Origin of the sequence: Bogoriella caseilytica (assembly GCF_003752405.1) — a bacterium.
GTDB lineage: Bacteria > Actinomycetota > Actinomycetes > Actinomycetales > Actinomycetaceae > Allobogoriella > Allobogoriella caseilytica.
In genome coordinates this window covers 86,811-107,733 of sequence record NZ_RKHK01000001.1, presented here as the reverse complement: position 1 = coordinate 107,733, position 20,923 = coordinate 86,811, and the positions used below count along the sequence as shown (strand labels likewise).

The window sequence follows — 20,923 nt, the reverse complement described above, 5'->3', positions numbered from 1 at the left end:
AGCTGGCCCTGCGTGCTGTCAGCCCTCGGGCGCGGTGACGAAGTCGATGAGCTCTTCCATACGGCCGAGCAATGCGGGGGAGAGGTCGCGGTAGTCACGCACTGTGCGCAAGATGCGCTTCCACCCCTGGGCGATGTCGGCCCGGCTCTCGTGCGGCCAGCCCAGCGCCGCCAACGTGCCGGTCTTGATGTCGATACTGCGAGGGATGTCGGGCCAGGCCGGAAGGCCGACACGTTCCGGCTTCACGGCCTGCCACACATCGACGTACGGGTGGCCCAGGATCAACACGTGGCCACCGTGGCGGCGTCGTACCTGCTCAGCGATGCGGGTCTCCTTCGAGCCGCGCACCAGGTGGTCCAGCAGAACGCCGACGCGCCGCCCGGGCCCGGGGCCGAAGTCACGGAGCATCACTTCGAGATTGTCCGCGCCCTCGAGGAGCTCGACCACCACACCTTCGACGCGCAGGTCATCACCCCAGACCTGTTCGACCAGCTCAGCGTCATGGCGGCCCTCAACCCAGATCCGCGAGGGTTGGGCCACCCGCGCACGCTGCCGTTGCACCGCCACGGAACCCGAGGCGGTCAATCGCCGGCCACCCTCGGTCCGCCGTCCGGCGCCGTGGGCCACGTTGGCGCGCGACCTCGCGACTGGAGCGGTGAGGATCACCGGCCGGCCTTCGGCGTGGAACCCGGGCCCGAGGGGGAAGGACCGCGTGCGTCCGTGCCGGTCTTCCAGGACGACCACATGGACGCCCCCGGACTTCTCCACCCGGACCACAGCGCCCACCCAGCCCGTGGTGACCTCCTCGGCGACCAGGCCGATCTCGGCGGGCTGATCCGTGGCGCGCAGCCGCGGGGCGCGGTGCTGGGCACGGGGGTCAGTCCCCAGGACGTCGGAGCCGTATCGATCGTGGCCGCTGTGCTGTGTCACGAGGGCACTCTAGGAAGCACTGCGGGCTGTTCCGGCGCGCACCCGCCGGGGCGCGTAGGATTAGCACTCGGATCATCCGAGTGCTGAAAGGGCACGCACGGGATGGCGAGCACGAAACGTGGGAGAGGAGACCGTCATGAGTGAAGAGCGCAGGATCAACGTGCTCCAGGCGATCGTCCGCGACTACGTGCACACCCGGGAGCCGGTGGGCTCCAGGGCGCTGGTGGAGCGCCACCACCTCGAGGTCTCCCCGGCCACCATTCGCAACGACATGGCCGCCTTGGAGGACTCCGGACTGATCGCTCAGCCGCATACCTCTGCCGGTCGCATTCCGACCGACAAGGGTTACCGGGTGTTCGTCGATCAGATCGACACGGTCAAGCCGCTGTCTCCGGCAGAGCGGCGAGCGATTCAGCTGCTGCTCGATGACGCTGCGAGCGTGGATGACGTGGTCGATCGCACGGTGCGCCTGCTTGCCCAGCTCACGCAGCAGGTGGCGGTGGTGCAGTACCCCTCGATGCGCCGTACCTCCCTGCGCCACCTCGAGCTGGTGCCGGTCGCAGAGCGGCGGCTGCTCGTGGTGGTCATCACTGACACCGGGCGTGTGGAGCAACACACCGTTGAGGTCCCCGAGGATCTGCAGGCCCAGGTCATCGCCGAGCTCCGGGCCCACCTCAATGTGATTGCTGCCGGGCGCCGACTGGAGGACATCACGGCCGAGCTCGACGATTTACCCCAGCAGTTCTCCGTGGCCCAGCGGCCGTTGGTGGAGCGCGTCGCCGCCCAGCTCAAGCAATCCCTCGAGTCGGAGCCGGAGGAGCGCATCGTCATGGCGGGCACCGCCAACCTGGCCCGCGCCGACGTCGACTTCACTCGCACGATCTCCCCGGTGCTGCAAGCCCTGGAGGAGCAGGTGGTGCTGCTGAAGCTCTTCTCCGAGATGGCCGAGGATGCACTGACCGTGCGCATCGGTTCGGAGAACCGCGACGAGGCACTCATGGAGACGTCGATCATCACCAGCCTCTACGGTGGAGGCAGTGCCACGGAGGGAGTGGGTCGGCTCGGTGTGCTGGGCCCGACCCGCATGGACTATCCCGGCACCATGGCGTCGGTGCGCGCTGTGGCTCGCTACCTCTCCCGCATCCTTGCCGGCTGACGGCCACGCATAGCTGGCGGTTCGCTGCGGCATGACCACCTGACCCTGTACCCCATCCCAGTCGAGAGAAGACCAGGTGACCGACTACTACGAGATCCTGGGCGTATCGCGCGATGCGAGCGCCGAGGACATCAAGAAGGCCTATCGCAAGATGGCCCGCCGTTATCACCCGGACGTCGCCGGTGAGGAAGGCGCCGAGAAGTTCAAGGATCTCGGCCGCGCCTACGAGGTACTCGCCGACCCCGAGAAGCGGCGCATGTACGACATGGGTGGCGAAGAGGCGCTCGGCGGAGCGGGCTCCGGGTTCCCGGGCGCTCAGGGCTTCGGCAGCTTCAGCGACATCTTCGAGACCTTCTTCGGCGGGGCCGGCGGCGGTCAGCGTGGCCCGGCCTCGCGCGCGCGGCGCGGCCAGGACTCGCTCATGCGCGTGGACCTCGAACTGCGCGACGTCGTCTTCGGCACCACGAAGGATCTGCAGCTCGAGACGGCCGTGGTCTGCTCCACCTGCAACGGCAGTTGCTGCCGTCCGGGCACGTCCCCGCGCACCTGCGAGGTGTGCCAGGGGCGTGGCTCGGTACAGCGGATGACCCGGTCCTTCCTCGGCCAGGTCATGGCCACCACCGCGTGCACTGCCTGCGGCGGGGTGGGCACCGTCATCCCCGATCCCTGCCCGGACTGTGCCGGAGAGGGCCGCGTGCGCACCCGCCAGTCGCTCACGGTCGACATCCCCGCTGGGGTGGAGACCGGAACGCGGATCCGCATGTCCGGCCGCGGGGAGGTCGGTATCGGCGGCGGCCCCGCCGGAGACCTGTACATCGAGATCCGCGAGCGGTCGCACTCGGTGTTCGTGCGCCGCGGCGACGACCTGCACTGCACCCTCCCGGTCCCGATGACGGCGGCCGCGCTGGGCACCGTGGCCACGCTGGAAACGCTGGACGGCCCGCAGGAGGTGGACATCGCGCCCGGTACTCAGCCCGACCACGTGATCCGGCTCCCCGGTCTGGGCGTGGGGCGCCTGCAGCGCCACGGCCGTGGTGACCTGCACGTGCACATCAACGTGCAGGTGCCCATCAAGCTCGATGAGCGCCAGCGTCAGCTCCTGATGGACCTTGCCGAGGAACGTGGCGAAGCACGGCCGGAGCCGCGCCTCGCAGCCTCGGGCTCGGGCATGTTCTCCAAGCTCTACGAGAAGCTCACTGGCCGATGACCACCCGCGCCGCCTTCCACGCCGATCCTGACCTCCTGGCCGGGGCCACGGTGGGGGCGGCTCTGCGGCTCACCGGGGAGGAGGCCCGCCACGCGGCCACCGTGCGCCGGCTGCGCGCCGGTGAGGAGATCGATCTCGTCGACGGTGGCGGTGTGCGAGTCACCGCGAGCGTCACCGCCGCCAGCAAGGACGAGCTCGTGGTCTCCGTACTCGCGGTGGATCACGAGGCCGCGCCCTCACCCCAGCTCGTGTTGGTGCAGGCGCTCGCTAAGGGCGGTCGCGATGAGCAGGCCATCGAGTCGGCGACCGAGCTCGGCGTCGACGCCGTGTTGCCGTGGCAGGCCGCGCGCTCTGTCTCGGTGTGGTCCGGTGGCAAGGGTGGAAGTGCTCAGGGAGATGGTGGCAAGGCTGGTAAGGGAATGCGGCGTTGGGAGGCTCTGGTGCGTGCGGCCGCCAAGCAGTCTCGCCGTGCCTTCGTGCCCGAGGTGCTGCCCTTCGTGCAGACCCGCGGCCTGGCCGGATTCACGCGCGACCTTGTTGGCGCCGGAGGGGCGGTGCTGGTCCTGCACGAGTCCGCCGAGGTCTCCCTGCTGGATGAGGTGCTGACCCCGGACGGTGGGAACGCCCCCGGGGTGCGCCTCGCCGTAGTGGTGGGGCCTGAGGGTGGCATTGCCGTGGACGAGCTGACTGAGCTCGCTGCGGCGGGTGCGCGAGTGGTGCGCGCCGGCCCGCATGTCATGCGTTCCTCCACGGCTGGTCCGGCAGCCTTGGCGGTGCTCGCCGCGCGGTTGGGGCGCTGGGACCACACCGGGAGTGTGGAACACGACATGTCCTCCGGCCCCAGCAGTCCCGCGCAGTAATGTGAGACCCCTATGACACAGCCTTTCGACGCCGCCGGTTCCGCCGCGCACAGCAATCCGGGGGACCCCCAGCCCGCCTCGGGCCGCGATCTGCCCGCCGGTCACGTCCATGAGCTGGTCACGGTGCCCGAGTCCGTGCCGATGGTGGTGTTGTTGGGGCAGCGGGACGAGGCGCTTCGCGCCGTCGAACGTGGCTTCCCCGGCGTTGATGTGCACGTGCGCGGCAACACTGTGGCGCTGACGGGCCCGCCGGGAGATGTGGGGCTGGCCCAGCGGCTCGTGGAGGAGCTCGTGACCGTCGCGAGCGCCGGCCAGCCGCTCAGCGGCGATGCCGTGGATCGCGCGGTCTCGATGCTGCGCGACGCGCGCAAACACGGCGCCACACGACCGGCGGAGGTGTTCACCACCGACATCGTGTCCTCTCGGGGAAAGACGATCCGGCCCAAGACCGTGGGCCAGAAGAGCTACGTCGATGCGATCGACGAGTCGACCATCACCTTCGGCATCGGCCCGGCGGGCACCGGAAAGACCTATCTGGCGATGGCCAAGGCGGTCTCGGCGTTGCAGGCCGGGCAGGTCACCCGGTTGATCCTCACCCGACCGGCCGTCGAGGCTGGCGAGCGATTGGGCTATCTTCCGGGCACCCTCACCGACAAGATCGATCCATACCTGCGGCCGCTGTACGACGCACTGCACGACATGCTCGAACCGGAGACGATTCCCAAGCTCATGGCCGCGGGCACCATCGAGGTGGCGCCGCTGGCCTACATGCGCGGCCGCACGCTCAACAGTTCCTTCATCATTCTTGACGAGGCACAGAACACCTCGCCGGAGCAGATGAAGATGTTCCTCACCCGCTTGGGATTCGACTCCAAGGTCGTGGTCACAGGTGATGTCACCCAGGTCGACCTGCCCAGCGGACAGCGCTCGGGCCTAAGGGTGGTCCAGGAGATCCTCGACGGCGTGGAAGACGTGACCTTCTGCCGTCTGAGCAGCGCGGACGTGGTGCGCCACAAGCTGGTCGGAGACATCATCGACGCCTACGAGCGGTGGGACGCCATCGGCGCCGGGCCGGGCGGAACGGCCTCCGGGAATCGAGGCGGTGGTGGCGCTGGTCCGGGCGGGCGCGGCCGCCCTGAGCGTTCGCGCGGGCGCGATGGAAGGGGCGCACGATGATCGAGGTGGCGAACGAGTCCGGTTACGAGGTCGTCGAGGAGGAGTTCGCGGCCTTAGCGCGCTATGTGCTCGAGGAGATGCGAATCCATCCGCAGGCCGAACTCTCGGTCCTGTTCGTCACCACCGAGGTGATGACCGAGCTGCACGTGCGATGGATGGATGAGCCCGGTCCCACCGATGTCCTGTCCTTCCCGATGGACGAGATGCGCCCCGGACGCTCAGGTGAGCCGCTCCCGGAGGGCACCTTGGGTGACATCGTGTTGTGCCCCGAGGTCGCAGCCACTCAGGCCAAGGAGGCGGGTCACTCCGCCGAGGAAGAGATGCTGTTGTTGACCGTGCACGGGATCCTCCACCTCCTCGGGTACGACCACGCCGAACCCGAGGAGGAGAAGGAAATGTTCGCGCTGCAGCGCAAGCTCCTGCTCACCTTCTTGGCGCAGCGATGAGGTTTCCTGGCGAGGGCGGCTCCGGCGAAGATCTCCCCGAGGACGCCAACGCACTGGCGGGCGGGCTGTTGCCATCTGGAGGCTGGGCGGAAGGCTTCCGTTCTGGTTTCGCGTGTGTGGTCGGGCGGCCGAACGCGGGGAAGTCCACGCTCACCAACGCCCTGGTGGGGGAGAAGGTGGCCATCACCTCTGGGCGGCCTCAGACCACCAGGCGCGCCATTCGCGGCATCGTGCACCGCGAGGACGGCCAGATCGTGCTGGTCGACACTCCCGGTCTGCACCGGCCACGCACGCTCCTGGGCCAGCGCCTCAATGACCTGGTGCGCGAGACGCTCTCCGACGTCGACGTCGTGGTCTTCTGCTTGCCGGCCGACCAGAAGGTGGGCCCGGGGGATCGGCACATCGCCCGCGAGATCTCGCATCTGCGTGCGCCGATCGTGGTGGCGGCGACCAAGGCCGACGCGGTGAGCAAAGAGCGGCTCATGGAGCACCTGATGGACATCGACCGCATGGAAGGGCTCACGATCGCCGATATCGTTCCCGTCTCGGCGGTGCGCGGCGAGCAGATCGATGTGCTGACCGAGGTGGTGCTCGGGCATCTGCCCGAAGGGCCGCCCCTCTATCCCGAAGGGGAGCTCACCGACGAGCCCGAGCAGGTGATGATCGCCGAACTGATCCGTGAAGCGGCCCTGGAGGGCGTGCGGGACGAGTTGCCGCACTCTCTGGCCGTGGTGGTCGAAGAGATGATCGAACGCGAGCCGACTGCGGCGGACAAGCACGCGCAGCGGCAGCCGCTGCTCAACGTGCATGTGAACGTGTACGTGGAGCGGGATTCGCAGAAGGCGATCATCATCGGAAAGGGCGGCTCACGGCTCCGCGAGGTGGGCACTCAGTCCCGGAAGGGCATCGAGGCTCTGCTGGGACGCCGGGTGTACCTGGATCTCCACGTGCGTGTGGCCAAGGACTGGCAGCGCGACCCCAAGCAGTTGGGCAGGCTCGGGTTCTGAACCGAGGCCGGAGAACTTCTGTGTGCATTCCGGGGACGCAAGAGAACAGGACACCCACTCGCGCCTCCTCTCAGTCGGCTTTTCCCCAGACCCAGGTAGGGCCCTTGGCGTGAGCGTCATGACCCCGCTATCTTCTCGGTCAGAGATGATCGCGTCCGGGGGAGGGGCAGATGCGACGACATGTATACGTTCGCGGGCAGGCAGCGGAGGATGGGCGCCGCGCCCGCAGGCGGCGTGTCTGGTGGCGTGCAGGGGTGTCACTAGGCGCGCTGGCCGTGCTGGCCGCTGGGTGCTCCGGCACGGAGCCCGCCGAGCCGGCATCTCCGGCTGAAGCCACGGATGCGGACTCCCAGAACGAGGCCGAACCCAGCGCTGACGAGACCGCCTCCGGACCGCCAGACATGGATCCGCCGGAGGTGCCGGACATTCATCGCGACGACGATGAAGGCGCACAGAACGCGGCGGAGTACTTCGTTGAGCTTCATGCGTACATCCATGCGGGGGGCGACATTGGGGCTTACGAAGAACTCTCTGCTCCAGATTGCGAGTCATGTGCTTCTGTATCCGAGGAGGTGCAGCGCATGCGCGATGTCGGAGAGTTCCACGATGGGGGCGACGTGGAAGTGACACGCTCTGAAGTCTTTCCGCCGGATTCTGAGAATCCTTCCCATTTAGTCCGCGTATACCTTACGGAGCTTCCGGGAGTCCATCGGGACTCGGATGGTGAAGTAATCGAAAATTTTGATGGAGGCGACGTGGTCGTCGATGTTCTCATGCGACACCCAGGCGGAGGTGGCCACTGGATTATCGAGGGGGTGAGCGCGAATGTTGCGTCGAGCGAACCCGAGGAGTGAGTCCCCTCGCCGCTACTTTATGGGCCCCAGTATTGCAGTTATCGCGAGTACTGTTAATGTCGTGCTGGCTGCTTCAGCGGGTGCTGACCCGGAGAGTTCCGATCGATTCACGTCGTCTTATGGGGATGGCCATGTTGCCGTAGAAGCGGAGAGACGAATCGCTAACGTCGGTGACTCGGCCGCCCTAGAGCCTCCGATTGCTTCTGTGTCCACTCCGCCCGGCGACACCTTCCTCGTCCAGGGCCCCGCTGTCGAGAACGTCGTGCATTGGTGGGAGAGCGATCCGCTGTACATGGCAGACAATCCCCTGGGTGCCGTACTTGCGGATTGCGGTGAACTGGATGGCTCGGGCGAGGCGATCTGGATCGAATGCGTCCCCCCTGTTGCCCCTGAGCTCGAGGAGCCCGTCGACGAGGATGACGAATCGAGTGAGCCGGCGCCCGTGGTGGTCACGGCCGAGGATCTCGCGCGGTTGCCGATTTCTGCGGGCGAGCTGGTGATCCAGCCGCCGATGGACGATGCCTCGGAACGGTGGGTGGCGGTGAACGTCGAGACGATCGCCTATTCCAGGGCGGAGGCGCAACGCTTTACGCCCACTCTGCTCGGGCAGCAGGTCGAAGTTGAGGTTTGGCCCGTCGAGTATGTGTGGAACTTTCACGACCCGGTTGCCGAGGCACTGGGGGAGGCTGCCGTGTACGCCACCGCAGACCCGGGGATGCCGTACCCGGATCACACGTTTTCCCATACGTACACCCAGGCCGTCGACGAGACCGGAATATCGCTTCTGACGCGATGGGTCGGCCAGTTCCGTGGCCCGGGTACGGGGGGTTGGCAACCGATTGCAGGCAGCGCCGTCACGGTGAGCGCCTCCCCGGCCTTCGAGGTCCGTGAGTTCACTCCGAGGCTCGTTGACCCGTCGACCCTCGGTCCGTAGGCAGAGCGGAGACTCCGGTCGGCCACCAAGGGGTGCGGCGATGTCAGTGGTCGAATGTACGTTCGATACATGGCATCCGAGAAGACCCTTCGCCTCCAAGCGGGGCGCAGTGACGAGTTGCTCGAGCGCGCCTCGCACCTGAGCGGCTCAGCTCTTGCGTTGCTCATGGCTGGCGTGGATGTCGAAGATCTCGACGGGTTCGACTCCGTGGAAGCCGTCGCCGCCTGGGGGCGCGTCGCCTCATGGGCTCAGGCTCGCCAGGCGGAGGCGGCGGCGCGGGTCGAGCGCCATCTGCAGGACCATTATGGCCCGGGCGAACTCGAAGGAGAGGACCGTCAGCGATCGATCTCTCCTGACTCGCGGGCGCGCAAGACGTTGGAACCGCGCGCATCGCGAGACCTGGCCATGAGGCTCGGGTGGACACGCCGCGCCGCCGCACACCTGATCGCCACGGGCCTCTCGATGCAGGGCCCATTGCAGGCAACCGCAGAGGCTCTCGAAGAGGGCCGGATCTGCTGGCGGAAAGCCACCGTCATGGCCGACGGGCTCCGTGGAATGGCCCTCCCGGTCGCGATCCACGTCGAGGACGCGGTCCTTCCCAGCGCGCCTGGCCGTACGCCGAACCAGCTTGCACGCGACGTCGCTCGGGAGGTGATCGATGCCGATCCCGAAGGCGCCGTGTCCCGGCATGAGCAAGCTCGAGCTGGTCGTCGCGTCACCCGTCCGCAAGCGCTCCCCGACGGTATGGCCAGGATCAGCGCCATCCTCCCGGCCGACGCCGCTGTACGCATCGACCAGGCACTCACGTCCGCGGTTCGACGTGCGCGAGGAAGCGGCGAGCCGCGGACCTCCGACCAGCTGCGAGCCGACAGCCTGGTTGCGGCGCTCGGATCCGGTCAGCATCTCTCCGGAACGGCCGGAGCGAGCATCAATGTGACGGTGCCCTGGCACATCCTCGTGGGCGAGGGCGCCGACCGTGCGGGAGTTGCTCACCTGGAGGGCTATGGGGCGATCGACCCGCTAACCGCCCGGGCGATCGCCGCTGGAGGAGTGTGGCGCCGACTGGTGACCGACCCGCTCTCCGGTGCCGTCCTCGACGTCGGAAGGTCGACCTATCGGCCCCCGGCCGGTGTCGCTCGGAGCGTTCGAGCCCGAGATGGCACCTGCACCAGGCCCGGATGCACCGTAAGCGCCGAGAACTGCGAACTCGACCACATCACCCCCTTCAGTCATGGCGGAGCCACCAGCGCCGAGAACCTGGCTGCGTTGTGCCCCGCGGACCACCGAGCCAAGAGCCGGGGAGAGTTCTCGGTCAGCCGGAACTCCAGCACTGGTGTCATCACCTGGACCTCGCCCACCGGTCACCGCTACCGGCGCGACCCGGCGGGAGTCACCACCATCAACGGGCCTCCGGGTCCTGCCTCCAATGAGTCGCCGTCGCGCCACATCCGGCCGACGAGGCGCGAGCACGATGTCGCCGAGGCACCGGGCTCGCCCCGAAGTCGCACTCCGCACCGGGCCGGAGCTTCGCGTCATCGCGATCACCCCGCTGTCACCGATGCAGACCCGCCGTACTAGTACCGGGTACCAGTGCCGGGCCGTCACAAGCACCCGAGGGCGAGCTGACGACTCCCGCGCGCACGGAGCGGCGGCAAGTGGCGGGGCGGCTAGTCTCGCCCCAGACTCGGAAGATGAACACATCGACCTTGACGCGAACCGCCACAGCGCTGGCCGCTGCTGCGCTCCTGGTGACCGCCGGGTGCGCGGATGACAGCGACTCGTCCCCAGTGGACATCGACGGCCCGGAGAACACTGAGGACGCGGACACCGATGACGGCACCGAGGGGGGCGCGCAGGACGACGAAGACTAGATCACCAGTCGCCACTGCCCTCCTGCCCACGTGGTAGGACGCGCCGCTCAGCCCGCAATACCGCGCGCGAGCAGGACCGCGTCGGCTGCCACAACCTCCTAGGCTGGGATCAGGAACCCTACCGAAGGAGAGCAGTCATGCCTCACACGCCCAGCCCCTCGGAAGCTGTCGCTGCCGCCCTGCAAGAGACTATGACCGACCTGATCGATCTGGCCCTGCAAGGCAAACAGGCCCACTGGAACGTCTACGGACCCCACTTCCGCTCCGTGCACCTCCAGCTCGACGAGGTCATCGACGACTTGCGCCTCTGGTCCGACGACGTCGCAGAACGCCTCGTCGCCCTCGGTGGAACCCCCGACGGTCGAACCGAGACCGTCAGTTCCACTACCCGCGTGGAGAAGCTCGACGGCGGTCAGCTCTCCACCGACAAGGTCATTCGGCAGTTCGACGAACGCCTCACCGCAGCCGCCGAGCGCATTCGCACGCACCTACCTGCACTGGAAAGCGATCTCCCCACCCAGGACCTCCTCAGCGGGGTCGTCTTCGGCCTCGAGAAGCACGCCTGGATGTTCCGCGCCTCAGCAAGCTGACGGCTCGAGCACCCGGCCCGCGTCCGCACTGTGGGGTCACTCACGAAGCAGCTTCCGAGCGGGATTCAGCGCCGGGATCGCTCGGCCTGCGTGCTATCTTTGTGGCCGTTGCCTGGCCCTGAGGAGCGATCCGCAGAGGCCAGTGATCACCCCGTCCGGGTGGCGGAAATGGCAGACGCGCTAGCTTGAGGTGCTAGTGCCCGTATAAGGGCGTGGGGGTTCAAGTCCCCCCTCGGACACCGTAGGAAGACAGCCTCAGGTCTGGATTATCCCGGGCCTGAGGCTTTTTCTCTGCCACGCTCCGATCGTGGCTCTAGCCGCGATACGCTCGCGGGCATGTCCTCTGTCTCGACGCCCTCGCCACGCGACCCCGAAGCTCTCGTCCGCCAGTTCCATGAGACGTACCGCCTGCCGGTGGTCGACGACGCGCCGGAGGTGAGTCGCGAGCGCACTCACATGCGCATGGCGCTCGTGGCTGAGGAGTTCGCCGAACTGGTCGAGGCGGTCTACGGCAAGGAAGCCGGATCCGAGGTCGCCGCCGCCTACACGCGCGCCGTAGCCGCGGACGACGGCTCACGGGACACCGTGGAGACCGCGGACGCGCTGGCGGACCTCGTCTACGTCATCTACGGCATGGCACTCGAACTCGGGATCCCGCTGGCGGACGTCCTCGAGGAGATCCAGGCCTCCAACCTCTCCAAGCTAGGAGAGGATGGCCAGCCGATCTACCGCGAGGACGGCAAGGTTCTCAAGGGCCCAGGCTTCTTCCGGCCCGACGTCGCCGGCGTCCTGGCGCGCCACGGGCACCGGCCGCGCAGCTAGGCGCCAGGGGCGCCGGCCGCGCAGCCGGAGATCCCGCACTGCGGGACCGGTGGCGCCTGGCCCTGCTCAGCTCGTGCGCAGCAGGCGCTCCAGCACTCGCACCCCGAAGTGCAGCGCCTCCACCGGCACGCGCTCGTCCACGCCATGGAACATTCCGGCGAAGTCGAGCTCCGGAGGAAGGCGCAGGGGCGCGAAGCCGTAACCGGTGACCCCCAGGCGGGAGAGCGACTTGTTGTCGGTGCCTCCGGACAGCATGTAGGGCAGCACCACCGAGCCCGGGTCCTCGGCATCGATCGCTGCCACCATGGAGTCGACCAGGTTGCCGGAGAAAGGCACCTCCAGCGCGATGTCCCGGTGGATGTCCTCGATGCTCACGCCCTCGCCCGCCAGTTCCGCCAGGGTGGCCATCGTGGCGTCCTCCTGGCCGGGCGGGTACCGCACGTCCACCGTCGCGGTCGCCCGGCCCGGGATGACATTTGCCTTATACCCGGCGTCCAGCTGACTGGGGTTCGCGCCGGTCCGCAAGGTAGCACCGACGAACTTCTTTGCCGGGCCCAGCGCGTCCACCAGGCGCCCGATGCTCTCGGGGTCCTCGGCCGAGTAGCTCGTTCCGGTCAGCTCTGCCACGCCGTCGAGCAGTTGCTGCACGGTCTTGGTCAGGTGCATCGGCCAGGAGTGCTCACCGATGCGGTGCACGGCCCCGGCCAAGCGCGTCACGGCGTTGTCGGGGTTCACCTGCGAACCGTGACCTGCTGTGCCATCGGCGACGAGTTTGAGCCAGGCCATGCCCTTCTCAGCGGTCTGCAGCAGGTAGGCGCGGCGGCCATCGATCTCCACCGAGAAACCGCCCACCTCGCTGATCGCTTCGCTCGCTCCCTCGAACAGATCGGGGCGGTTGTCCACCAGGTACCGTGCACCGAGCTTCCCCCCGGCCTCTTCATCGGCGAAGAAGGCCACGATGAGGTCGCGCGGCGGGCGCCAGCCGGTGCGACCCATATCGCGCACCACGGCCAGGATCATGGCGTCCATGTCCTTCATGTCCACGGCACCTCGGCCCCAGATCATGCCGTCCTTGACCTCGGCGGCGAAGGGGTCGACCGACCAGTCATCGGCCGCAGCCGGCACGACGTCGGTGTGGCCGTGCAGGACCAGGGCCGGCCGCGAAGGGTCCTCACCAGCGATGCGCAGTACTACGTTGGCGCGGCCTGGCGCGGACTCGATGTACTCCGGGTCGAAACCCACCTCGGTGAGCTTCTCCATCACGTACTCGGCGGCGGCCCGTTCCCCAGGGCCGGAGCCGTCACCGAAGTTGGAGGTATCGATCCGGATGAGGTCGCGGCACAGCTCAGCGACCTCATCCTCGGGGCGCAACGCAGGAGAGTCAGTCATAGCGTGAGGCTACAAGGGCCGAAGCCGCCCAGGCCGCACCGTTCCATGGCGCTAGCCGGTCAGCCCGCGGCGCACCAGGAGCGGCTCAGTGTCCGGCTCCCGCCCACGTAGCTCGCGGAAGGACGCCAAAGGATCCTGGGTGTTGCCGCGGGAGAGCAGTAGCTCGCGGAACCGCTGGCCGGCCATCCGGTTGAGTCCACCGTCGCCGGCGATCTGCCCTTCAGTGGTGAACCAGCCCACCGTGTCGGCGTCGAGCACCTCGGACCAGATGTAGGAGTAATAGCCGGCGTCGTATCCGCCACCGAAGGAGTGGTTGAGGTAGGTGGACCGATAGCGCGGGGGTACCAGGTCCAGGTCGAGGCCGGCTCGCGCGAGCGCGGCGAGCTCGAAGGAGGTGACCTCCTCGGGGTCGCTCGGCACGTCCTCCGGTGCGAGCTGGTGCCAGGCCTGGTCGATGATCGCGGCCCCCAGGTACTCACACGTCGCGAAACCCTCGCCGTAGCCGGCAGCCTCGATGACCTGACGCAGCAGCTCCTCCGGCAGGGGTTCGCCCGTGGAGTGATGGCGCGCGAAGCGACCCACCACCGCGGGGTTTTCCATCCACATCTCGTTGACCTGGGAGGGGTACTCCACAAAGTCACGCGGAACCGAGGTGCCGGAGAGAGTGGGGTAGCGAGCATCGGAGAACAGCCCGTGCAACGCGTGGCCGAACTCGTGGAAGCAGGTGCGGACCTCATCCCAGGTGAGCAGAGCGGGCTCGCCCTCTGGCGGGGGAGTGAGGTTGAGGTTGTTGACCACCACCGGCTGGTTCCCAAGCAGGCCGGACTGGTCCACGAGGTGATTCATCCATGCGCCGCCGCGCTTACCCGGGCGCGAGAAGTAGTCGCCCACGAAGAGACCGAGCGCCTCCCCGTTCTCCTCCCGCGCCTCCCACACGCGCACGCCCTCGGCGTAGCCGCGCAGGTCCGGGCGCTCCTTCATGGTGAGTCCGTAGAGCTGCTGGGCGGCCCAGAACACCCCATCGGTGAGCACGCGGTTGAGCTCGAGGTAGGGGCGCAGTGCGGCGTCGTCGATCTCGAAGCGCTCCTTGCGCAGCCGTTCGGCGTAGTAGGACCAGTCCGCCGGGCTGAGCTCCGCTCCTTCGGGCAGCATCGCGGCAAGCTCTGCGGCCTCGGCATGCGCGTTGCGGGCTGCCGGCGCCGCGAGCATCGCCATCCGCTCATTGATCGCAGAGGTCTGCTGGGCCGTGGAGTTCTCGGCCACATAACCGGCATGGTGCTCGTAGCCCAGGAGCCGGGCGCGTTCGGCACGCACGCGCGCGATCTCCAGCAGGATGCCGCGAGTATCGGTCTCCGGGTCGATACCGGAGCCGCGGTTCAGGGAAGAGCTGAGGAGCTCACTGCGCAGTTCGGCGTCTTCGAGCTGCGCCAGGAGCGGTTGCTGGGTGGGCAGACGCAGCGAGATCAGCCACCCCGCCTCGGCGCCCTCGGGGCCGCCACTGCGGCCGGCGTCCGCGGCTGCCTTGGCCAGGGCGGCCAGGGTGCCTTCGTCCAGGCCGGCGAGCCGCTCCTTCTCCGTGACGTGCACGGCTGCGGCCGACATGCCTTTGACCACGCGCTGGCGGAACTCGGTCTGCAGGTCGCCGAGGCGACCGTTGAGAGCGCGAAGTTCCTCGGTCTCAGCCGGGCTGAGCTTGACGCCCGCCCGCACGAAGTTTCTGCGGTACTCCTGGAGCAGCCGTTCGGTCTCGCCATCGAGATCGAGCAACGGCCCGGCGTTGACCAGCGACTCGATGCGATCAAAGATCCGGGTGTCCAGCCACAGCGCGTCACGGTGCGCCGTCAGAGCCGGGGTGATCTCCGCCTCCAGGGCGTCGATCTCCTCGCCACCCACTGCGGAGGAGAGCGTACGAAACAGCACGGAGGCGCGCGTGAGCAGCTGACCGGACCGCTCCAAGGCCTCCAGCGTGTTGGCCACATCCGGGAGAGCGTCATCGGTGGCGATGGCTTCCCACTCGGCGCGCTGCTCAGCCATCCCGGCCTCGAGCGCCGGCCGGAGGTGCGCGATGTCGATGGCTGCGAAGTCTGGCAAGCCGAAGGGCAGCGCGGAGGGCGCGACGAGCGGGTTGGCCGGATCGAGGTCGGCAGGAGAGTGGGACATGCTCGCCATCATGCCAGGCACGGCCTGGAGATCCTCAGAATGACGTGTCATGGCCCGGGCCTCCGACCGGCAACCTCGGCGAAGGCCCGAAAGTGTTGCGAGAATGAGGGCGCATATTGCGGTTGTTTGGGCCGCAAGGTATCGCTATCGTGATGGACGTCGCAGTCCCCAAGCACCGACCACTCGAGGTGGTGCTCGAACGCAATGGAGCGTCATGAGACCGACTTGGCAACGTGCCCTGCCCGCCACGATCGCCGGCGCCGCGCTGGCCCTCCCACTCAGCCTGACCGCCCTCCCGGGTGCCGTTGCTGATCCAGACCCGGAAGCCCCGGATCCCCCGGGTGCCGTCACACTTCTCGACGCTGACTTCGGTGAGGAGTCCCTCGGTGACTGGGTGGACAGCGGCGGCCCCGAGCGTCTGAGTTTCGACGTCGTCGATGGCCAGGCAGCGCTGGCGGTCGCTCGTGAGGCCGACTACCACGGCATCCAGTCCCCGCCCGGACTGCTTGCCGATCTCGCTGAGCCCGGTGACATCGTCCGCTTCTCGGCCACATTCCAGCTCAGCGGTGACGTCGCTGGAGCGGCCGAGGCACGATGGGTCGCCGATGATGAGGACAGTGCCTTCAACTATGCGTGGGGCCCGGGCGTCACCGCGGAACCCGGTGAGTGGGTCACGCTGACCGCCGACTTCGAGATCACTGCGCAGACCGACCTCGAGGCCTTCCGTGGCTATATTGGCACCGGCGCTGCCGCAGACGTGAATGCGTACACCTACCACCTGGGCGAAGCCTCATTGATGCTGATCCCGGGCGAGGACGACGGAGACGATCCCGCGCCGCCCCCGGCCGACAATCCAGCCGCCCTCAGCCACGATTTCGAGGACGGGGAACTCGGCGCGTGGCGCCCGCGGTATGCCGAGGACCACGAGCACAGCGTGACCGTCAGCGACGACGCGAGCTACGCGGGCACCTACTCCGCATTGGTGAGCGACCGGACGCATCAAGGGCAGGGCATTGGTGCCGACGCCACCGAGGCGCTGGCCAGTGGCGTGCAGTACGACCTCAGCGCCTGGATACGCTTCGCCGACGGCGAGGAGCCAGGCGACATCACGCTCTCTGCTGCGGTCACCACCGAAGGTTCCACGTCCTACTCGAGCCTGGGCCAGTTCTCCGGGTTCTCGAACACCGAATGGATCTACGTGGAGCAGCGCTTCACCACCCCGGACAATGAGTCGCTCGAGATCTACTTCGAGACCGCCTGGGACGGCGGCGCGCCGGGGAACACCTCCTCCTTCCACATCGACAACATCGAGGTGGCTGCGGTGGAGGCGACTTTCGATCCGGGGATCACGCCCCTGCAGGACACCGTGGACTTCCCGCTGGGGGTCGCCATCGACGTGCGCGAGACCACCGGAACCGCATCGCAGGTGGTCAACCACCACTTCGACCGGGTGACGGCCGAGAACCACATGAAGCCCGAAGCCTGGTACACCGGGGTCGGCATCGACACCTTCGCCATGCACGCCCAGGCGCGCGCCATCCTCGACTACGCGGTGGCCAACGACCTCGGTGTCTACGGCCACGTGCTGGTCTGGCACTCCCAGACACCGGACTGGTTCTTCCAGGACGACTCCGGGGAGACCTTGACCCGCGAAGCACTCGACAGCCGCATGGAGGAGCACATCCGGAACGTCGCCGAGGTGATCGCCGAGGAGTACGGGCCCTACGGCTCGCCCGGCAACCCGATGGTGGCCTGGGATGTGGTCAATGAGGTCATCGCTGACGGCTCGGACCACGCCGATGGCATGCGTCGATCGCAGTGGTATCAGATCTGGGGCGACGAGACCTACGTGGATCGGGCCTTCGAGTACGCCGAGCGGTACTTCAACGACGAGTACGCCGAGGCCGGCAGCGACCGGCCCGTGGCTCTTTACATCAACGACTACAACACGGAGATCTCCGCCAAGCGTGCCCGCATGATCGGACTGACCGATCGGCTGCTTCGCCGCGGCGCCCCCGTGGATGGCTTCGCTCACCAGTTCCATCTGAACCTCTCCATGCCGATCTCGGCTCTGCAGCAGGCCCTCAACGATGTGGAGGCGGCCTTCCCCGACATGCCTCAGCTGGTGACCGAGCTCGACATCACCGTGGGGACCAGCGTCACCGAGGGCGCCCTGATCGACCAGGGCTACCACTACCGGGATGCCTTCCGGCTCTTCCGGGAGTGGTCCTCGAACCATCAGCTGGACTCGGTGGCCATCTGGGGCCTGAACGACGGCCGCTCCTGGCGCGCCGCCCAAGCGCCGCTGGTCTTCAATGACGATTTCAGTCCCAAGTACGCCTACTACGGAGTCATCGATGCCGAGCTGCCCCCGCAGGAGAACTCGGCACTGATCTTCTACGACGGTCAGGCGCCGACGGATCCTGCGGTGGAGGGCTACTGGGACCGGCTCCCGCTGCACGCCACCTCGAATGAGGTGGCAGAGTTCCAGGCCCACTGGCACGAGGACGGCCTGACCGTCTATGTCGACTCCGAAGCGTCCTCGGCCACGCTCGACATCGCTGGCGAGTCCTTCCCGCTGGCACCGGACGGGGTCACCGAGGTGCCCTTGCCGGGGCTGAGTGCAGGGCAGAACCTTCCTGCTGTGGTCACTGCCGATGGCGACTCCTGGACGAACGGCACCTTCACCTTCGTGGAGGAACTCAGCTACCACGAAGCACCGGAGGCCGAAGCCGAGCCGGTCCTCGACCCGGCGGACGTCGACCTCTTTAGTGAGGCGGCCGGATTGGTGACGCAGACTGAGATCGAGACCGGTGGCCGCGATGGTGCCACCGCGGAGGTCCGGCTGCTGTGGCATGAGGACGAGCTGCACATCCTCGCCGACGTCACCGACCCCGAGATCGACGTCTCCCACTCCGACCCGTGGGTTCAGGACTCGGTGGAGTTCTTCCTCGACCTCGGGAATGCTCGGAACGGCACCTACCGCATTGCCTCACGCGAGGGGCACCATCTGCTGAGCGAGCAGTACGACTTCCAGTTCCGCATCTCCGCGACCAACGAAGTCTCGGTGGGTACGGGTGATGAGGAGTACCAGCTCGAGCAGATCAGCTCGGAAACGATGCCCACGGAGGACGGCTACCGGGTGCGTGCCGTGATCGACCTGCGTGACATGGGCGGGCTGGGCACGCTGCATGGCTTCGACGTCCAGGTCAATGACTCCCACGAAGGCGCGCGCCTGGTGACCAGTTGGGCAGACCCGACCGGGAACGGCTACCAGAACACCCAGCGCTGGGGCGTGATCCGGCTCGTGGACGCCGTGCAGGACGAGGATGGCGAGGACGATGACGACGACGGCCCCGGGGTCGTCTGGCCGCCTGATCGCGAGGGCCTGGACGAGGAGAATCGCGGTGGCCTCGCGGTCCTGACCGACCCGGTGGTGGCTGGCGAGGACTTCGAGGTGATGGCCGAGGACGAGGATCTCGGCGGGGAGCAGCTCCGCTTCTGGCTCTTCTCCGAGCCGGTGGATCTCGGCGAGGTGACCCTCTCGGCTGAGCGGATCGCCGTGCTGACCGCTCCGCTCGACTCGGTCGGTTCGCACCAGCTCGCCGCCTACAGCCTCGAGGGAGAGCTCATCGGATGGACCGACCTCACCATCGTGGCGCCGGCCGGCGTGGACGACGGAGATGACGACGAAGCCCCCGGTGACGGTGCGCCGGGTGACGGCACCCCGGGTGACGGAGCACCGGGCGCGGGGACCGGGGGAGGGGCGTTGCCCGTGACCGGAGCGCAGACTGGGCCGCTGCTGGCTCTGGCTGGTCTGCTCGCCTTGATGGGGCTCGTGATCTCCAGTGTTGCCCGGGGATCTCTCCATGGACGCTTCGGTGGGGGCTCGTAACCGGGTGAGCGTCGTTCGCTGACGGTCGTGGCGGCGGCACCCTCTCGGGTGTCGCCGCCACGGCGTCGGCGGAGTTCAGTACAGGGTCTGTTCGACTCGCATGGCCTTGCGCCGGAGCCAGACCTTGCGCGTTCCGCCCATGTAGATGCGCGTTCGGGCCAACTCCCAGCGCCCGTACTCGGCCTCGTCGGTGAGCAGGCGGCGCACGTCACCGCGCGAGATCGTTCCGGGCAGAGTCACCGTGCGGTACTCGTAGAACGCGGCCCCGTCCTTGCGACGAGGCCGGCGCGAACGAACCGTGACTGGACTGTCGTTCTGATCGGGCATCCCACATCCTTCCGCACGGCGTTACGCTTCAGGCATGACCAACGACCCGCGGGCCGCACTCGAGCGACTGATCGCTGCGTTCGAAGCACACTACGCCGCAGCAGTGGGAGCTCGCGACAACGACTCTCCACGTGTGGTGTCTGCGGCGAACACGCTGATGGACGCCTTCGACACCTATGACGACGCTCTCTTCACCTCGTTCGGGGTCGACACGCCCTTCGACATCTACGCCGATGACGACGAGGACGACGACCTCGAAGACCTTTTTGACGACGAAGACGACGAAGACGACAGCGACGAGGACGACAGCGAGCGTCGCTGAGCCGGGTGGACGGTCCCTGGCCGTTCAGAAGCGTTCGGGGTATCCGACTTCAAGATCCGTGACCTCATCGAGGACCGCCCGGATGGGGGCGGGCAGCTCGAGGTCGACCGCGCCGAGCGTGCCACGGAGCTGAGCGGCGCTGCGTGCACCCACGATGGCCGAGGAGATCCCCGGAGCATCTCGTGCCCAGGCCAGCGCGACCTCGGCTGCGCTGCGCTCCAGTCCGGAGGCCGCTGTCGCCACCGCCTCCACCACCGCCCGGGAGGCATCACCCAGATAGGGCTCCACGAACCCGCGTAGATGCGCCGAGGCGGCCCGCGAACTCGCCGGAACCGTGGAGCGGTACTTTCCCGTGAGGATGCCGCGGCCCAGCGGCGACCAGGCGAGAACCCCGAAGCCGAGCTCGTGTGCCGCAGGCAGCAGGTCGCGCTCGATGCCGCGCTGCAGGAGCGAGTACTCCATCTCCACCGCAGCCAGACCTGGCGGAAGCGCGGAGAGGAGCGTGGACAGGTGTGCGGCGCCCCAGGCGGGATAATTGGAGAGGCCGACGTAGCGGGTCCGGCCGCTGCTCAGCGCGAACTCCAGAGCGCCAGCGGTCTCCTCCATGGGCGTGTGGCGATCAGGCCGGGCGACCAGCCACAGATCCAGATGATCGGTGCCGAGCCGTTCCAGCGAGGCGTCGAGATCGTCGAGCAGCTCCCCACGGGTGGCTCCATGCGCGCCGCCCTTGGAGACGATCACGACGTCGCGCCGATGGGCTGCTGCGCCCAGCAGACGTCCGAGCAGAGCTTCGGAGGCGCCATCGCCGTAGCTGGCGGCAGTGTCGATAAGGGTGCCGCCGGCATCCAGGAAGACCTCGAGCTGCTCAGCGGCGTCGTGGTCCTCGGTGTCCCGCCCCCAGGTCATTGTGCCCAGCCCGAGGCTGGAGACCTTCAGGCCCGTGCGGCCCACCTGTCGCTGCTCCATAGGGCATAACC

The 20,923-nt window shown here is 67.8% G+C and carries 18 protein-coding genes, 1 tRNA gene and 1 pseudogene; 15 read left to right on the top strand and 5 right to left on the bottom strand.

Going from position 1 to position 20,923, the window contains the following annotated elements; genetic code table 11:
• Nucleotides 1-18: 18 nt before the first annotated feature.
• Nucleotides 19-930, bottom strand: coding sequence for a DUF3097 domain-containing protein (locus EDD31_RS00480; protein WP_123302437.1), 912 nt, complete (start codon nucleotides 928-930; stop codon nucleotides 19-21).
• Nucleotides 931-1,066: 136 nt separating this feature from the next.
• Between EDD31_RS00480 and hrcA the strand changes: the two genes are divergently transcribed.
• The 13 genes and pseudogenes from hrcA to EDD31_RS00415 all read left to right on the top strand — a co-directional run.
• Complete coding sequence (gene hrcA / locus EDD31_RS00475; protein WP_123302436.1) at nucleotides 1,067-2,086, top strand: heat-inducible transcriptional repressor HrcA; 1,020 nt, start codon at nucleotides 1,067-1,069, stop codon at nucleotides 2,084-2,086.
• A gap of 76 nt (nucleotides 2,087-2,162) precedes the next feature.
• Nucleotides 2,163-3,293, top strand: a complete 1,131-nt coding sequence (gene dnaJ / locus EDD31_RS00470) for a molecular chaperone DnaJ (protein ID WP_123302435.1) — start codon at nucleotides 2,163-2,165, stop codon at nucleotides 3,291-3,293.
• Nucleotides 3,290-4,153: a 16S rRNA (uracil(1498)-N(3))-methyltransferase gene (locus EDD31_RS00465; RefSeq protein WP_123302434.1), complete on the top strand. Its 864-nt coding sequence runs from the start codon at nucleotides 3,290-3,292 to the stop codon at nucleotides 4,151-4,153. Before dnaJ ends, EDD31_RS00465 begins: the two co-directional genes overlap by 4 nt.
• Before the next feature lie 12 nt (nucleotides 4,154-4,165).
• The gene (locus tag EDD31_RS00460; RefSeq protein WP_123302433.1) at nucleotides 4,166-5,329 is read left to right on the top strand and encodes a PhoH family protein; all 1,164 of its coding nucleotides are present in this window, start codon (nucleotides 4,166-4,168) and stop codon (nucleotides 5,327-5,329) included.
• On the top strand, nucleotides 5,326-5,775 hold the full coding sequence (gene ybeY / locus EDD31_RS00455) for an rRNA maturation RNase YbeY (protein WP_123302432.1): 450 nt from the start codon (nucleotides 5,326-5,328) through the stop codon (nucleotides 5,773-5,775). Before EDD31_RS00460 ends, ybeY begins: the two co-directional genes overlap by 4 nt.
• Nucleotides 5,772-6,782 carry a GTPase Era gene (gene era, locus EDD31_RS00450; protein WP_123302431.1) on the top strand — a complete coding sequence of 337 codons (1,011 nt, stop codon included), beginning with the start codon at nucleotides 5,772-5,774 and terminating at the stop codon, nucleotides 6,780-6,782. The genes ybeY and era overlap by 4 nt, the downstream gene beginning before the upstream one ends.
• A 254-nt stretch (nucleotides 6,783-7,036) precedes the next feature.
• Nucleotides 7,037-7,636: a DUF6318 family protein gene (locus EDD31_RS14605; protein WP_148058821.1), complete on the top strand. Its 600-nt coding sequence runs from the start codon at nucleotides 7,037-7,039 to the stop codon at nucleotides 7,634-7,636.
• A 205-nt stretch (nucleotides 7,637-7,841) separates the two neighbouring features.
• The gene (locus tag EDD31_RS00440) at nucleotides 7,842-8,570 is read left to right on the top strand and encodes a hypothetical protein (protein ID WP_123302429.1); all 729 of its coding nucleotides are present in this window, start codon (nucleotides 7,842-7,844) and stop codon (nucleotides 8,568-8,570) included.
• A 69-nt stretch (nucleotides 8,571-8,639) separates the two neighbouring features.
• Entirely contained in the window at nucleotides 8,640-10,148 is a 1,509-nt protein-coding gene (locus tag EDD31_RS00435; protein WP_170163132.1) for an HNH endonuclease signature motif containing protein, read from the top strand.
• A gap of 113 nt (nucleotides 10,149-10,261) precedes the next feature.
• Entirely contained in the window at nucleotides 10,262-10,441 is a 180-nt protein-coding gene (locus tag EDD31_RS00430; protein ID WP_123302427.1) for a hypothetical protein, read from the top strand.
• A gap of 137 nt (nucleotides 10,442-10,578) precedes the next feature.
• Entirely contained in the window at nucleotides 10,579-11,031 is a 453-nt protein-coding gene (locus EDD31_RS00425; RefSeq protein WP_123302426.1) for a Dps family protein, read from the top strand.
• A 153-nt stretch (nucleotides 11,032-11,184) separates the two neighbouring features.
• Nucleotides 11,185-11,270: transfer RNA gene (locus EDD31_RS00420), tRNA-Leu, on the top strand.
• 124 nt (nucleotides 11,271-11,394) lie between these two features.
• Nucleotides 11,395-11,853: pseudogene (locus EDD31_RS00415) on the top strand (pyrophosphohydrolase domain-containing protein); the annotation flags it as partial.
• Between the two features lie 66 nt (nucleotides 11,854-11,919).
• On the opposite strand, the gene EDD31_RS00410 reads toward EDD31_RS00415, so the two are convergent.
• Both EDD31_RS00410 and EDD31_RS00405 read right to left on the bottom strand, forming a co-directional pair.
• Nucleotides 11,920-13,242: a M20/M25/M40 family metallo-hydrolase gene (locus EDD31_RS00410; protein WP_123302424.1), complete on the bottom strand. Its 1,323-nt coding sequence runs from the start codon at nucleotides 13,240-13,242 to the stop codon at nucleotides 11,920-11,922.
• 51 nt (nucleotides 13,243-13,293) lie between these two features.
• Nucleotides 13,294-15,402, bottom strand: coding sequence for a M3 family metallopeptidase (locus EDD31_RS00405; RefSeq protein ID WP_123304900.1), 2,109 nt, complete (start codon nucleotides 15,400-15,402; stop codon nucleotides 13,294-13,296).
• A gap of 214 nt (nucleotides 15,403-15,616) precedes the next feature.
• Between EDD31_RS00405 and EDD31_RS00400 the strand changes: the two genes are divergently transcribed.
• Nucleotides 15,617-19,297, top strand: coding sequence for an endo-1,4-beta-xylanase (locus tag EDD31_RS00400; RefSeq protein WP_170163131.1), 3,681 nt, complete (start codon nucleotides 15,617-15,619; stop codon nucleotides 19,295-19,297).
• Between the two features lie 75 nt (nucleotides 19,298-19,372).
• On the opposite strand, the gene EDD31_RS00395 is transcribed toward EDD31_RS00400, so the two are convergent.
• Nucleotides 19,373-19,624, bottom strand: a complete 252-nt coding sequence (locus EDD31_RS00395) for a DUF5703 family protein (RefSeq protein ID WP_123302422.1) — start codon at nucleotides 19,622-19,624, stop codon at nucleotides 19,373-19,375.
• A gap of 34 nt (nucleotides 19,625-19,658) precedes the next feature.
• Here EDD31_RS00395 and EDD31_RS14600 point away from each other — a divergent pair, with 34 nt between their 5' ends.
• On the top strand, nucleotides 19,659-19,946 hold the full coding sequence (locus tag EDD31_RS14600) for a DNA primase (protein ID WP_148058820.1): 288 nt from the start codon (nucleotides 19,659-19,661) through the stop codon (nucleotides 19,944-19,946).
• Nucleotides 19,947-19,970: 24 nt separating this feature from the next.
• On the opposite strand, the gene EDD31_RS00390 is transcribed toward EDD31_RS14600, so the two are convergent.
• A complete protein-coding gene (locus EDD31_RS00390; protein ID WP_123302421.1) occupies nucleotides 19,971-20,912 on the bottom strand; it encodes an aldo/keto reductase in 942 nt (313 codons plus the stop codon).
• Nucleotides 20,913-20,923 lie beyond the last annotated feature (11 nt).